The sequence below is a fragment of the Streptomyces sp. NPDC037410 genome, assembly GCF_055602235.1.
In genome coordinates this window covers 171,539-184,939 of the sequence record NZ_JBVJWR010000002.1, presented here as the reverse complement: position 1 = coordinate 184,939, position 13,401 = coordinate 171,539, and the positions used below count along the sequence as shown (strand labels likewise).

The 13,401-nt window shown below is 73.5% G+C and carries 11 protein-coding genes; 9 read left to right on the top strand and 2 right to left on the bottom strand.

What is annotated here, in order from left to right:
* The first annotated feature begins 87 nt into the window (after nucleotides 1-87).
* Both ACZ7HT_RS03785 and ACZ7HT_RS03780 read left to right on the top strand, forming a co-directional pair.
* A complete protein-coding gene (locus ACZ7HT_RS03785; RefSeq protein WP_471159366.1) occupies nucleotides 88-765 on the top strand; it encodes an ArsR/SmtB family transcription factor in 678 nt (225 codons plus the stop codon).
* Nucleotides 762-1,058, top strand: a complete 297-nt coding sequence (locus ACZ7HT_RS03780) for a sulfurtransferase TusA family protein (RefSeq protein ID WP_471159364.1) — start codon at nucleotides 762-764, stop codon at nucleotides 1,056-1,058. Before ACZ7HT_RS03785 ends, ACZ7HT_RS03780 begins: the two co-directional genes overlap by 4 nt.
* A gap of 23 nt (nucleotides 1,059-1,081) precedes the next feature.
* On the opposite strand, the gene ACZ7HT_RS03775 is transcribed toward ACZ7HT_RS03780, so the two are convergent.
* Nucleotides 1,082-1,357, bottom strand: coding sequence for a peptidoglycan-binding domain-containing protein (locus tag ACZ7HT_RS03775; protein WP_471159362.1), 276 nt, complete (start codon nucleotides 1,355-1,357; stop codon nucleotides 1,082-1,084).
* A 35-nt stretch (nucleotides 1,358-1,392) separates the two neighbouring features.
* Between ACZ7HT_RS03775 and ACZ7HT_RS03770 the strand changes: the two genes are divergently transcribed.
* Complete coding sequence (locus ACZ7HT_RS03770; RefSeq protein ID WP_471159361.1) at nucleotides 1,393-2,640, top strand: sensor histidine kinase; 1,248 nt, start codon at nucleotides 1,393-1,395, stop codon at nucleotides 2,638-2,640.
* A gap of 132 nt (nucleotides 2,641-2,772) precedes the next feature.
* On the opposite strand, the gene ACZ7HT_RS03765 is transcribed toward ACZ7HT_RS03770, so the two are convergent.
* Nucleotides 2,773-3,990, bottom strand: a complete 1,218-nt coding sequence (locus tag ACZ7HT_RS03765; protein WP_471159359.1) for a HupE/UreJ family protein — start codon at nucleotides 3,988-3,990, stop codon at nucleotides 2,773-2,775.
* A gap of 304 nt (nucleotides 3,991-4,294) precedes the next feature.
* On the opposite strand from ACZ7HT_RS03765, the gene ACZ7HT_RS03760 reads away from it, so the two are divergent.
* The 6 genes from ACZ7HT_RS03760 (at nucleotide 4,295) to ACZ7HT_RS03735 (ending at nucleotide 13,379) form a co-directional block, all read left to right on the top strand.
* Nucleotides 4,295-5,686, top strand: a complete 1,392-nt coding sequence (locus ACZ7HT_RS03760; protein WP_471159357.1) for a CBM96 family carbohydrate-binding protein — start codon at nucleotides 4,295-4,297, stop codon at nucleotides 5,684-5,686.
* A gap of 179 nt (nucleotides 5,687-5,865) precedes the next feature.
* A complete protein-coding gene (locus tag ACZ7HT_RS03755) occupies nucleotides 5,866-7,143 on the top strand; it encodes an MFS transporter (RefSeq protein ID WP_471159355.1) in 1,278 nt (425 codons plus the stop codon).
* Nucleotides 7,140-8,180: a TolB family protein gene (locus ACZ7HT_RS03750; RefSeq protein ID WP_471159353.1), complete on the top strand. Its 1,041-nt coding sequence runs from the start codon at nucleotides 7,140-7,142 to the stop codon at nucleotides 8,178-8,180. Before ACZ7HT_RS03755 ends, ACZ7HT_RS03750 begins: the two co-directional genes overlap by 4 nt.
* Nucleotides 8,181-8,412: 232 nt before the next feature.
* Nucleotides 8,413-9,948, top strand: a complete 1,536-nt coding sequence (locus tag ACZ7HT_RS03745; protein ID WP_471159351.1) for a hypothetical protein — start codon at nucleotides 8,413-8,415, stop codon at nucleotides 9,946-9,948.
* A gap of 39 nt (nucleotides 9,949-9,987) precedes the next feature.
* Nucleotides 9,988-11,754 (top strand): FHA domain-containing protein, encoded by a 1,767-nt coding sequence (locus tag ACZ7HT_RS03740; RefSeq protein WP_471159349.1) that lies wholly within the window; start codon nucleotides 9,988-9,990, stop codon nucleotides 11,752-11,754.
* Entirely contained in the window at nucleotides 11,751-13,379 is a 1,629-nt protein-coding gene (locus ACZ7HT_RS03735; RefSeq protein WP_471159347.1) for a serine/threonine-protein kinase, read from the top strand. Before ACZ7HT_RS03740 ends, ACZ7HT_RS03735 begins: the two co-directional genes overlap by 4 nt.
* Nucleotides 13,380-13,401: the final 22 nt, after the last annotated feature.

Here is a 13,401-nt window from a genome sequence, read left to right as displayed (position 1 = left end):
TGCCGTCCTTCCGGAGGTGCCGTGCCGGGCGGGGAGCGTCACCGCGGGGCTTCAGTTACAGTAATCCATGGATATGTGGAGGATGCAATGCGAGACGCCACCAGGAGCGGCGGCAAGGCCGCTCTCTACGACGCGTTCGCAGCCAGCGGCAAGGCGCTGGCCAGCGGAAAGCGCCTGGAACTGCTTGATCTGCTCGCCCAGGGCGAGCGCACCGTCGACGCGCTGGCGAAGGCTTCCGGGCTCAACCTGACGACCGCGTCGGCCCATCTGCAGACCCTCAAGCAGGCCGGTTTCGTCGCCACCCGGCGCGAAGGCGTACGGATCCACTACCGGCTCGCGGGCGACGACGTCGGCCGGCTCTTCGCCCTGCTGTGCAAGGTCGCCGACCGCCACCAGTCCGCCGTCCCCGCCGCCCGGGACGCCTACCTGGGCGAGGACGGCGCCGTCGAGGTCACGCACGAGGAGCTGCTCGGCCGGGTCGCGGCCGGCGGCGTGGTGGTGCTCGACGTCCGGCCGGTGGAGGAGTACCGCGCGGGACACATCCCCGGGGCGCTCTGCATCCCCGTCGCCGAGCTGACCGACCGCATCGGCGAGCTGCCCGAGGAGGCCGAGGTCGTCGTCTACTGCCGCGGCGAGTACTGCGCGCTCGCCTACAACGCCGTACGGCTCCTCACCGATCACGGCCGCCGGGCGATCCGGCTCAACGACGGCATGCTCGAATGGCGCCTCGCCGACCGCCCCGTACACACCGGAGACGCGGCGTGACCGTCCCCGCGCCGGACCTCACCGTCGACGGCACCGGCCTGCTCTGCGTCACGCTCCTCCTGCGCCTCCGCAAGGAGATCGACGGCGTCGCCCCGGGCACCGTCGTCCACGTCATCGCCACCGACCCGGCCGCACCCCTCGACCTGCCCGCCTGGTGCCACATGACCGGCCACGAGTACCTCGGCCGGGTCCCCGGCGCCGACTCACCGGCCTTCGCCCTGCGCCTCACCGCCGACGCCCTCCCCACCAGGCCGGACGCCCCCTGGCACAGGGACGGAACTCCGCGAAGTTGAACCGCGTGCCAGGCTTCCCCCTCCTACTGCGTCAGGTGTCCCCAGGTCTGGGGCCCGACGATGCCGTCGACCGCGATCGCCACACGCCCCTGGAACTCGCGCACCCTGCCGTCCGTGACCGGACCGAACCGACCGTCGACGGCAAGCTGCTGCAGATCAGGGACGCGAGCGTTCAACAACCGCTGCACCAGCGGCCGGCAGAAGCCGACCGACCGACCCGAGATGCCGTCCGCCCACAGGCCGAGATCAAGATCTACAGCTGGTACTAGGTTCACCATGAGATCGGGTACGGGTTTCATGGCACCGTCCTCCTGACGTGCCCTAGCGTCGTGCCATGACGATTCCAGCCGGACTGAGACGCACGGTCCTCCGGGCGCAGCGGGACACCGGCTTTCTGGCCGCTGGTGTGCTGCCGCACCTGGCGCTGGTGCCCGTGTGGGCCTGGGCGGCGACGACTACCGCCAGGACGGGGAACTGGCTCCTTACGGGTTCCGTGTCGGCCGCCCTGGTCCTGCTCGGCACCCCGGTGCTGACGGCCGTTCAGCGGGCTCGCTACCGGGCGCTCATCGGTGTGGACGTCCCCCGGCTCACCCCCACCGCGCCGGAACCACGGACGTGGGCCTCGACCGCCCGGTGGCTCGCGGCGACGCGGCCTTGGCGCAAGATCGGCTACCACCTCCTGCTGGGCCCGCTGCTCGCGCTGCTGGAGCTGCTGGTGCTCGCGGTGGCAGCGGCGTGCCTGGCGGGCGTCATCGCCTACGCCTGGTCATGGGCGCTGCCGACCGGAATCCGCCAGGACTGGTTCGGCTACCTGACCCAGCTGCCGGCTTACACAGCGGCTGGACTCCTCCTCCTGTGCGCCCTGCCCTGGACCGCGCGGGCGGTAGCCCGGGCCGAGGCGCGGCTGGCGTCGGGCCTGCTCGGGCCGAGCCGGGCGCAGCGGCTCCAGGAGCGGGTCGATCAGCTGGCCGTGAGCCGGACCGACTTGATCGATGCCGTCGACGCGGAGCGCCGCCGGATCGAGCGCGACCTGCACGACGGCACCCAGCAGCGGTTGGTGTCTCTCGCGGTCAACCTGGGTCTGGCCATTGCCACCCTCCCGGACCTGCCGAGCGACGCCCGCGAGGTGATCGCGAGAGCGCACCTGGAGGCGAAGGAGGCGATCGCCGAACTCAATGACCTGGTGCGGGGGCTGCACCCGGCCGTGCTCGAAGACCGAGGTCTGGACGCGGCGTTGTCCGGGCTGGCTGCCCGCACGCCCCTGCCGGTGCTGCTGCGGGTCGATCTGGAGGAGCGGGTGGCGCCCAACGTGGAGTCGGTCGCGTACTTCGTGATCTCCGAGGCGCTGACCAACGCAACGAAGCACGCCGACGCGATGCGTGTAGAGGTGACAGTCCGCCAGGTCGGCGAGGTGCTGCGCGTGCGCGTCACCGACGACGGGCTGGGCGGTGCCGACGCCGCCGCCGGCACGGGGCTGACCGGGCTGGCCAAGCGGGTCGGCTCCCTCGACGGGGCCTTCCACGTCAACAGCCCCGTCGGCGGGCCCACCACCATCACCGCGGAGCTGCCGTGCGCGCGGTGATCGCCGAGGATTCGGTGGTGTTGCGGGTCGGCCTGATCAAGGTGCTAACCCGCCCCACACCCGGCACCACCCCGCTACACTCCCCAACCTCAAGCCGATGACCAGGCAAAACACCAAAGTCCGGCTGGAGTACTAGGCGGCGCCGCCCGGGGGCAGCAGGCGTTCGACGAACCAGACGAGGCCGATGACGCCGACGGCGGCGGCCGCGCCGATGTGGGCGAGCGTCGACCAGGAGCGGCGGCGGGCGAGCAGGATCAGCGGGAACGCCGCCAGGACGATGGCGAGCTGACCGAGTTCGATGCCGGCGTTGAAGCTCAGGAGCGAGACGAGCAACCGGCCGCTGAAGTCGTCGGTGAAGTCCAGGGCCCCGGCGAACCCGAGACCGTGCAGCAGGCCGAATCCGAAGACGACGAGGACGCGCTGCCGTGACTCGCCCCGCGTGATGTTCTCCACGGCGACGTACACGATCGACAGGGCGATGAGGGGTTCGACGATCTCGTTGGGGACGTCGACCCAGCCGAGTACGGCAAGGGCGAGCGTCACGCTGTGCGCGAGCGTGAAGCTCGTCGCGAGGCGGACGACGCTGCGCCGGCCCTGCGCGCCGAGCAGGAGGAGCACCAGGAACAGGACGTGGTCGGCGCCGCTCAGGATGTGTTCCAGGCCGAGGGACACGAACCGGCCGGCCGACGCCCACGAGAGGTCCTGACCGCCGGAGGACGAGGCGCCGCGGCCCGCGGCGGCAGTGCTCCGGCCGGCCTTCAGCTCGCGGTGGCCGGTGTCGAAGACGTCGCTGCCGCCGGACCCGCCGAGTTCGTAGTCGACCATGTTGGTGTGCTCGGCGCCGATGGCGTCCGCCTCGGAGAACACCCCGTACCGCACGGTGAATTCGCCGCTTCCCGTGCCCGGACACCGGTAGGTGAGGAGCAGGCGCGCGTAGAGGAACCGCTGCCGCTTCACGATCCCCGTGTCGCCGAGCGCGGCGGGGCACGGTGCGCCGTCGAGGGTGAGGGTGAGGCGCTCGGAGAGGTACGCGGCGAGCTGTGCGCGGTGGCCGTCGAGGAAGGTCTTGTGCTCGGCGTCCGCCGTGGTGCGCGGCAGCGTGCCGAGGCCGGTGGCCTTCGTCAGCGTGTCGTAGTCGAGCTCCAGGGTGTAGCGCACGGTCGCCCCGTCCTGACGGATCACGGACGTGCCGTCCGTCGTCGGGACGTGCGCCGACGCGGCCGGGGCCGACCACGCGAGGAGCAGCCCGGCGAGCAGGAGCAGCACGGCACCCGGCACGACGCGGAGCCGGGCGCTGGTCGGCCTGCGGGGTGCGCCTCGATGTCCCGGCGCCGGAGTCGGTGTCGTCACGCCGAGGAGTGGAGCCGGGCGAGAAGGGGGCCGCGTGACGTGTCGATGTCCCGGCCGCGAGGGCCGGTTGAACTCTCGGCGCCACGCCGGGCCGTACGGGGGCGGCTGCCACGGCCTGTCAACACGCCTACGTCACAAGGGAGAACGCTCACGTGCCGGGCACCCAAGGTTCATGCGACGGCTGTAGCCACGGCTCAGAGCGGATCCCTAGGTTCCTCACAGCCTCGCGCACGAGGCACGAGGCGCCACCCTCACCTCGGAAGGAATCCCCGTGACGGGCATCCGCCACATCCGAAGAGCGTCCATGGCGACCGCAGCGGTCGCCACCACCACCGCCGCCGTCGTGGCCCTGCTGACGGCCGCGCCGTCGGCCAGCGCGGCCACCAGCACCTTCACACCGGCCGCCGACACCTACGTGCAGAACACCGCCCCGTCCACCAACTACGGCACTTCGGCGCTGTTCACCGTGGACAACTCGCCGGTGCGCCAGTCGTTCCTGAAGTTCACGGTCAGCGGCCTCACCGACCCCGTGTCCAGCGCCAAGCTCCGGATCCGCGTCACCAGCAACGGCAACAGCACCAACGGCGGCACCTGGAAGTCGATGAGCGACACCACCTGGTCGGAGACCGCGGTCACGTGGAACAACAAGCCCGTCATCGACGGCACCACGCTCGCGTCGCCCGGCTCGGTGGCGAACGACCAGTGGGTCGAGATCGACGTGACCTCGGTCGTGACCGGTAACGGCACGTTCGGCTTCGGCGGGACCTCCACCAGCTCCAACGGCGCGTACTACGACTCCCGCGAGTCCGGTGCCGACGCGCCGCAGCTGGTGATCACCACCGGCACCGCCCCGACCCCCACGCCCACGCCCACGGCGTCCACGACGGCGCCGCCGACGGCGGACCCCGTACTGGTCGGCGCCGGCGACATCGCCGACTGCGGCACCGGCGGCGACGAGGCCACCGCCAACCTCCTGGACGGCATCAGCGGCACGGTCATGGCGATCGGCGACACCGCCTACCCGAACGGCGCGGCCTCCGACTACACCAACTGCTATAACCCGACGTGGGGCCGGCACAAGGCCCGCACCAAGCCCGCGACCGGCAACCACGAGTACAACACCTCGGGCGCGACGGGGTACTTCAACTACTTCGGCGCCTCCGCGGGCGACCCGACGAAGGGCTACTACTCCTTCGACCTGGGCACCTGGCACGTCGTGGCCCTCAACTCCAACTGCTCCGTCGTGTCCTGCGCGGCCGGCTCGGCGCAGGAACAGTGGCTGCGGAACGACCTCGCGGCCAGCACCAAGCCGTGCACCGTCGCGTACTGGCACCACCCGCGCTACACCTCCGGCTCCAGCCACGGCTCGACCACCACGGTGCAGCCCCTGTACCAGGCGCTGTACGACAACAACGCCGAGGTCGTCGTGACCGGGCACAACCACAACTACGAGCGGTTCGCCCCGATGAACGCCACCGGCGGCGTGGACAACACCCGTGGCATCCGGCAGTTCGTCGCCGGCATGGGCGGCACCGGCCTGAACGGCTTCGGCACCATCCAGCCCGGCAGCGAGGTCCGCGACGGCACCACGTGGGGCGTCCTGAAGCTGACCCTGCACGCCAACAGCTACGACTGGCAGTTCGTCCCCCAGTCGGGCAAGACCTTCACCGACAGCGGCACCAACTCCTGCCACTGACGGGCACATGAGCGACGGGTGCCCTCCCCGGTCCTCCCGGCCGGGGAGGGCACCTCCCGGGCCTCCCGGGCCTCCCCGGTCCTCCCCGGCGCCTTCCCCAGCAGGGGAGGGCCCCCTCCCGCTCTCTCCTCGCGAGCAGAGACTCGTGCCCACTCCCCCGCCCCGAAAGGTCCGCCCCCATGTATCTGTCCTCGATCGACCGGCCGGGGACCGGCGCCGCGTCCCCCGCAGGCCGGTCCCGCCTCCGCGGGATCAAGGTCGTCGGCGGCAACGTGTTCGCGCTCGGTACGGTCAGCCTGCTGACCGACGTCTCCGCCGAGATGGTCACCGCGATCCTCCCGGTGTACCTGGTGTTCGGGCTGTCCATGAGCCCCCTGGCGTACGGCACGCTCGACGGCGTCTACACCGGAGCGACCGCGCTGCTGCGGCTCGTCGGCGGGTACGTCGCGGACCGGGTCCGCAAGCCGAAGGCGGTGGCGGGCGTCGGGTACGCGATGTCGGCGCTGGCCAAGCTCGGGCTGCTCGCGGTCGGCCGCTCGGCCGGTGCGATCGGGTTCGTCATCGCCGCCGACCGGGCCGGCAAGGGACTCCGTACGGCTCCCCGGGACGCCCTGATCACCCTGTCGGCCCCGCCGCACGCCCTCGCCCGCGCCTTCGGGGTGCACCGGGCGATGGACAGCTTCGGCGCGTTCCTCGGGCCGCTGGTCGCGCTCGCCGTCCTCGCGGCCGCGGGCCAGGCCTTCGACGCCGTCCTCGTCACCAGCTTCTGCATCGCGGTGCTCGGCGTGCTCGTCCTCGTCCTCTTCGTCCGGGACCGCCACGACGAACGACCCCCCGCCGCCGTGGCCTCGCCGCGCGAGGCCGTGGCGCTGCTGCGGTCCGCCCCGGTGCGCCGCCTGCTCGCCGCGGCCTGCCTGCTCGGCTTCGCCGTCATCGGCGACGGCTTCGTCTACCTGCTCCTGCAACGCCGGGAGGAGGTCTCCCTGAGCAGCTTCCCGCTGCTCGCGGTCGGCACCAGCCTGGTCTACCTCCTGCTCGCGGTCCCCGTCGGCGCGCTCGCCGACCGGATCGGCCGCGTGCCCGTCGTGCTCGGCGGCTACACGGCGCTGCTCGGCGTCTACCTGCTCCTGACCGCCTCCCTGCACGGATGGCCGCTGGTCGCCCTGATCCTGGTGCTCCACGGCCTCTTCTACGCCGCGACCGACGGCGTCCTCATGGCGCTGGCCGGCCCCGTACTCCCCGAGCACCTGCGCACCACCGGCCTCGCACTGATCCAGACCGGGCAGGCCCTGGCCTACCTCGCGTCCTCCGTCCTCTTCGGACTCGCCTGGCAGCTGTGGGGCCCGGACACCGCCGTCCGCTGCGCCGCCGCCCTGGTCGTGCCGGCGGTCGCCGCCACCGCGTTCCTGCTGCTCGTCCGCCCCACCGCCCCTTCCCACACGGAGGAAACCGCATGACCACGCAGCCGGCCGTCGAAGCCGAGCCCGACCCGAACCCGTCCCCCGCGCCGCGCACGCCGGGGCGGACGGCCCGCATCGCGACCACGGTCGCCGCCGCCCTCGCACTCGCCGCCGTCGCCATCGGCTACGCCCGGCACAGCTCGTCCGCCCAGGCCCCCGACACGGCCGTCACCGCCGAGACCGTCTCCCTGGCGCCCGGGCCACGGCTCCTGACGCTCACGAGCACCGGGCAGGTCACGACCGTCGACCAGGCCGACCCGGGCGGCGCGCGCGCCGTCTCGAAGACCAGGTGCGACCGTGTCTACGCCGCCGCGGGCACCGTGGCCTGCCTGTACGCCGACGGGGCCCTCGGCACCGTCACGATGCGCGTCCTCTCCCCCGGCCTCAGGGAACGCAAGGCCATCCCGGTCAGCGGCGTCCCCAACCGGGTCCGCGTCTCGGCCAGCGGCCGCATGGTCTCCTGGACCTCCTTCGTCGGCGGAGACAGCTACGCCACCCTCAACTTCGCCACCCGCACCGGCATCTACGACAGCCGGACGGGAACCCTCTTCAAGACCCTGGAGACCTTCTCCGTCGTCAAGGACGGCAAGCCCTACCAGGCCTCGGACGTCAACTACTGGGGCGTGACCTTCACCAAGGACGACAACACCTTCTACGCCACCATGTACACCAAGGGCCACCGCTACCTGGTCCAGGGCGACTTCGCGGCCCGCACCGTCCGCACCCTGCGCGACCGCGTCGAATGCCCCTCGCTCTCCCCCGACGGCACCAGGATCGCGTTCAAGGCGCCCATCGACGGCGACTCCACCCGCGGCTGGCGCCTCTCCGTACTCGACCTGGGCACCGGTCGCGTGACGGCCACGGCCGAGACCCGCAGCGTGGACGACCAGGCGGCCTGGCTGGACGGCTCCACCCTCGCGTACGCCGAGCAGCACGACGACGGCACGAAGGACCTCTGGTCCGTCCCCGCCGACGGCTCCGGCGAGCCCCGGCTGCTGCTGCGGAACGCCCACTCCCCCGCGGCACTCGGCTGACCCGGCCGACCGGCGAACCGTCCTGGCCGAAAATCGTTTGCCGGGTCTTTGCCCGGCAGGCGGTTCGTCCCCTCCTGAACCCTTGCGTCCGGAGGTCGAAAGCCTCTATAAGGTTCCGTGTAGGCATCGGTTGGGATGGCCGGAATGGCATCCATGCCACCGACCAGGGGGACCCTCCACTTCCCGCCGGCAGCACCGTGCGCGCACGCGTACCGACGGAGAACGTGAGGCCATGACCGACAACGACGCCTTTCGCGATGCCATGACCCGTCTGGCCGTCGACCCCGCGTTCGCGGAACAACTCGACGGCAGCCCCGACGAGGTGGCACGCAGACTCGGTCTGACGCCCGAGCAGGTCACCGAGCTGCGGCGGCTCCGCGTGGAATCGGACACGGCCGAGGGGCCGGCCACCCTCGACGCGCGGCTGTCCAAGTCGTCGCTGTTCTTCGGCAACGCGGCCCACGCGCTGTCCGCCCACGACGTACCCGTCGAGACGGGCCCGCACGACGCGGCGGACGCCCTCGGCGACTCCGACTACCGCGATCTGGCCGGACAGCTCGACGCGACGGCGTCCGAGCTCACCGGCCTGATCGGCGACGCCCTCACCGACGCGCCCGCGGGCGACGGCGGCTCCCTCCTCGGCGACCTCGGCGACCTCGGCGAGCCGGGAGACATGGGGGGCCTGGGCGATGCCGGCGACTTCGGCGGTTTCGGGGATGCCGGGGGCTTCGGAGACGTCGGAGACGGCGGGGGCTTCGGAGACTTCGGCTCCTTCGGGGACGGCGATACGGGCTTCGGCGATACGGGCTTCGGCGAGGCCGGGCTCGGAGGCCACGAGGGCGGCTTCGGCGACGGGCTCGGTGGTGGTGCCGGGGACGGGTTCGAGGGCGGCCACGGCGGTGGCTTCGGCGGAGGATTCGGCGACGGGCTCGGTGGAGGGTTCGGGGGCGGTGCCGAAGGCGGGCTCGGCGACGGCTTCGGCGGTGGTGCCGGGAACGGGTTCGAGGGCGGCCACGGCGGTGGATTCGGCGACGGGTTCGACGGGGGCCACGGCGGCGGGTTCGGCGGAGAGTTCGGCGGCCACGGGGACGGTTTCCACGGCGGCGGTGCCGAGGGCTTCGGGCACGGCGGCATCTACGCGGACGGGGACGACGGCGGCTCCGGGGGCGGCGAAGGCGGCGGAGGCGACTCCGGCGGCGGGGGCGGCGATGGCAGCAGCAGCGAGAACGGACGCCGACCCGGCGGTGGCTCCGGCGGTGGAGAAGGCGGCGGGGGCGAAGGCGACGGAGGCGGCGGGGAAGGCAGCAGCAGCGAGAACGGACGCCGACCCGGCGGTGGCGGCGGCGGCGGAGACGGAGGCGGCGGCGGGGACGGCGGAGGCGGCGAGGGCGGGGAAGGCAGCAGCAGTGAGAACGGCCGCCGGCCCGGCAGTGGCGGCACCGGCGGCGGCGATGGCGGTGGAGACGGCGGCGGAGGCGGCGAAGGCAGCAGCAGCGAGAACGGACGCCGACCCGGCGCCGGCGGCACCGGCGGAGGCGGCGGTGACGGAGGGGGCGACGGCGGCAGCAGTGAGAACGGACGTCGGCCCAGCGGTGGCGGCGGGCGCAACGAGACCCCCGCTCCCGACTCCGACGGCGCCGCCCGCGGCGGACTGTTCCGGCCCGGTCTCGACCGGCTCGGCGACAGCGGCAGTCACCTGCACACCACCGGGCCCGGTCACGACGCGCTCGGCGGCCCGGCCGGCGGTTCCTTCGCCACGGGTTCCTGAGGCGCCGGGCCCACGACCATGCTCTGCCATGCCTGTCGCGTGCACGTGCGGCGCGACTTCCCGTACTGCCTGCGCTGCGGCACCCTGCGCCGCGGCGCGGCGCCGACGTCGTTCGCCGCGCCCCGGCTGCGCGGCCTCGACGACCCCGGCCTGCTCGTCCCACTGACGGCCGAGGTCACGACGCTGGGCCGCGGTGCGGACAGCGACGTCGTCCTGGCGGACGGCAGTGTGTCGCGCCGTCATGCCCGGATCGTCCGTGACGCGTCGGGCTTCCGGGTGGAGGACCTGGACTCGTTCAACGGCACGGCCGTCGCGGGGGCGACCCTGCACGGCGGTTCGGCGCGCCTGGACGACGGCGCCGAACTGTCCGTCGGCGACGTCCGGATGGTGTTCGAGCAGCCGAGGGACGCGCGGATCGGCTCGCGGACCGTCATGGTCGGCACGCAGCTCACCGAGCTGCCGGCCGGTGCCGTGCCCGAGCCGCACGCGCCGGAGGCGCACGGCCCGCTCACCGCGCGGCCGCGCCGCCGCGGCGGGTGGGCGCTCAAGCAGGTGCCGACGAGCGGCCGCGCGGAGCCGTACTGGGTGCTGAGCAACACGCGGACCGGCGGGTACCTCCGGCTAGACGAGCGCGAGGTGTTCCTGTGGAACGCCCTCGACGGCGACGCCACCGTGCGGGACCTGCTCTTCGCGTACGCGGACCGTTTCGGCGAGCTGGCGTTGCCGCGGATCGAGGCCGCGCTCGCGGCGTTCGCGGGCGCCGGGCTGCTGCGCGGTCTGCCGGGGCAGCGGGAGGAGAAGGCGGCGTCCGGGCCGCGCCGGGTGTGGCGGGCGGTGTACCGGGCGCTCCTGAAGCTGGAGGTGTCCGTCCCGGGCCTCGACGGGGCCGTGACCCGGTTGTACGCGGGCGGCGGCTGGCGGTTCTTCACGCGTACCGGAGTGGCGCTGGTCTGGCTTTCGCTGCTCGGCGGCCTGGTGGTGTTCTTCGCGGTGGCGCAGGGCCGGCAGCATCTCCTCGACTTCGGCGGGTCCGGCGTCTGGGGCCCGGCGGCGCTGGCCGTCGGCTACGTCTCGGCGCTCGTCGTGCACGAACTCGCGCACGCCCTCGCGGTGAAGTCGTACGGCCGCAGGGTCCGGCGGGGCGGCTTCATGCTGATGATGGGGATGCCGTTCGCGTTCGTGGACACGAGCGACATGTGGTTCGGCACCCGCTGGTCGCGGGTCGTGGTGGCGCTGTCCGGGCCGGTGTCGACGGCGGCCCTGGCGGGCTGGTGCGCCGCGGGGGCGGCCTTCCTGCCGGTGGGGCCGGTCTCGGCCGTGCTGTTCCACCTGGCCTTCGGGCTGTATCTGAACACCCTGTACAACTTCAATCCGCTGATGCCGCTGGACGGTTACCAGGCGCTCACCGACGCCCTGCGGGTGCCGCGGCTGCGCGAGGAGGCGAGCGCGTACTTCCGCAGGGGGCTGTGGCGGGACCTGCGGGCGGGCCGCAGGCCGGGGCCGCGGCAGACCGGCATGGCCGCGTACGGCCTGGCGGTGGTCGTCGGGACGTACGGCTTCCTGGTCCTGGCGCTCCTGGCCTGGCGGTCCCGGCTCGGGGAGTGGCTGGACGGGCGGGTGCCCGCGCCGTGGGACACGGTGATCGTGGCGGTGGTCGTGGCCCTGGTGGCGTTCCCGGTGTGGGCGGCGCCGGTGCGGTGGCTGGTACGGGTGGTGAAGCGGCGTCGCGCGGCGTCGCGTGACGGCCGGGCGCGCCCGGCGGACGGGGCGGCCGTGGACGGCGCGCCCCTGGAGGGGACGGCATGAGCGGCACACGCGGGGCGGACGCCGGTTGGACGGTTCCCGGCTACGAGGCCGTGCGGACGCTCGGCCGGGGCGCCGGCGGGCGGGTCGTCCTGGCGCGGCACGAGGCGACGGGCGTGCCCGTGGCCGTCAAGTACCTGAGCGAACGGCTGCACGGCGACCGGGACTTCCTGGCCAGGTTCCGCGCCGAGGCGCGGCTGCTCGGCGAGCTGCGGCACCCGTGTGTGGTGCGCCTCTACGAGTACGTGGAGGCCCGGCGGGGTGCGGCGATCGTCATGGAGGCGGTCGACGGGGTCACCCTGCGCGCGCTGCTGCGCGAGCACGGGTCCACGGGCCCTGAGGCCGCGCTCGTCCTGCTCAAGGGCTCGCTGCTCGGGCTCGGCGCGGCCCACGCGGCCGGGGTGGTGCACCGCGACTACAAACCGGAGAACGTGCTGGTGCGCGCCGACGGTTCGAGCGCGCTCGCCGACTTCGGCATCGCCGTGCGCGCGGGCCGCGAGGCGGAGGCCGCGGGCACGCCCGCGTACATGGCTCCCGAGCAGTGGGACGGCGAGCCGGCGGGGACGGCGGGCGACGTGTACGCGGCGACGGCCGTGTTCTACGAGTGCCTCACCGGTCGGCAGCCGTTCGTCGCCGACGACCTGATCGCGCTGCGGCTCCAGCACCTCAGGGCACCGGTGGAGGTGGCCGACGTCCCCGAGCCGGTGCGCGAGCTCGTGCGTACGGGTCTGGCGAAGGACCCGGCGGACCGGCCCGGCATCGACACGTTGCTCGCCGGACTCGAACGCGCCGCCACGGACGGCTACGGCGCGGACTGGGAGGAGCGCGGACGCCGCGGGCTCGGCCGGCTCGCCGCCCTGCTGGCCGCGCTGTTCCCGTTCGGTACGACGGCGGCGGTGTACGAGGCGACACCGGCGCTGACGGTCCTGGGCCGTCTTAGGGGCGTCCTCGGAAGGACGCTGGTCGGAGCGGCCGTCCTCGCCGTGGTCGCGGCCGGTGCGGCGACGGTGGCGACGGCCGGAACGGCCGACGACACGACGACGACCGCGGCGAACTCCGTCCCGTCGGGAACTCCCGCGTCCGGCGCCCCGGCCCCGTCCTCGTCGTCCCTGCCGCCCTCGGACTCCCCGACGCCGAGCGGTTCGCCGTCCGGCGGCGCCACGGCCGAACCGACGCCGAGCGACACGACGACGGCACCGGCCGCGGACGGCACGCCGACCACGGCCGCACCCGGACCCGACCCCACGGCCACCACCCCGGCCCCCACCGACACGGCACCGACCACGCCGCCGCCCACCACGACCCCGGCGGCGCCCACGGCGGGCACGATCACGATCGTCATCGGCTCCCTGCGCCGCGGTCCGGGCAGCACGCTCATCGCCGACGTGTCCGTCGACACGACCGGCACCGGCCCGCTGACGCTCACCGCGGACTTCTACGTCGACTCGCCCGCGGAGTCGTACGGTTCGCAGTCCCGTCAGCTGTCGGGCAGCACGCAGTACTCCGTGACCTTCCAGGGCGACTTCGCGAACCACCCCTGCCGGGGCACCTGGACCATCGCCGTCAGCAGCAGCCCGCAGTCCCCGGGCGGAACGCGGACGGCCTCCGCCGACGCACCGCCGTGCTGAGCGACCAGCGAGGAGAACGAGG

Coding starts and splice junctions, on each gene's coding strand:
- ACZ7HT_RS03785 (WP_471159366.1), top strand. CDS start 88: ATGCGAGACGCCACCAGGAGCGGCGGCAAGGCCGCTCTCTACGACGCG.
- ACZ7HT_RS03775 (WP_471159362.1), bottom strand. CDS start 1,357: ATGAAACCCGTACCCGATCTCATGGTGAACCTAGTACCAGCTGTAGAT.
- ACZ7HT_RS03770 (WP_471159361.1), top strand. CDS start 1,393: ATGACGATTCCAGCCGGACTGAGACGCACGGTCCTCCGGGCGCAGCGG.
- ACZ7HT_RS03760 (WP_471159357.1), top strand. CDS start 4,295: ATGGCGACCGCAGCGGTCGCCACCACCACCGCCGCCGTCGTGGCCCTG.
- ACZ7HT_RS03755 (WP_471159355.1), top strand. CDS start 5,866: ATGTATCTGTCCTCGATCGACCGGCCGGGGACCGGCGCCGCGTCCCCC.
- ACZ7HT_RS03750 (WP_471159353.1), top strand. CDS start 7,140: ATGACCACGCAGCCGGCCGTCGAAGCCGAGCCCGACCCGAACCCGTCC.
- ACZ7HT_RS03745 (WP_471159351.1), top strand. CDS start 8,413: ATGACCGACAACGACGCCTTTCGCGATGCCATGACCCGTCTGGCCGTC.
- ACZ7HT_RS03735 (WP_471159347.1), top strand. CDS start 11,751: ATGAGCGGCACACGCGGGGCGGACGCCGGTTGGACGGTTCCCGGCTAC.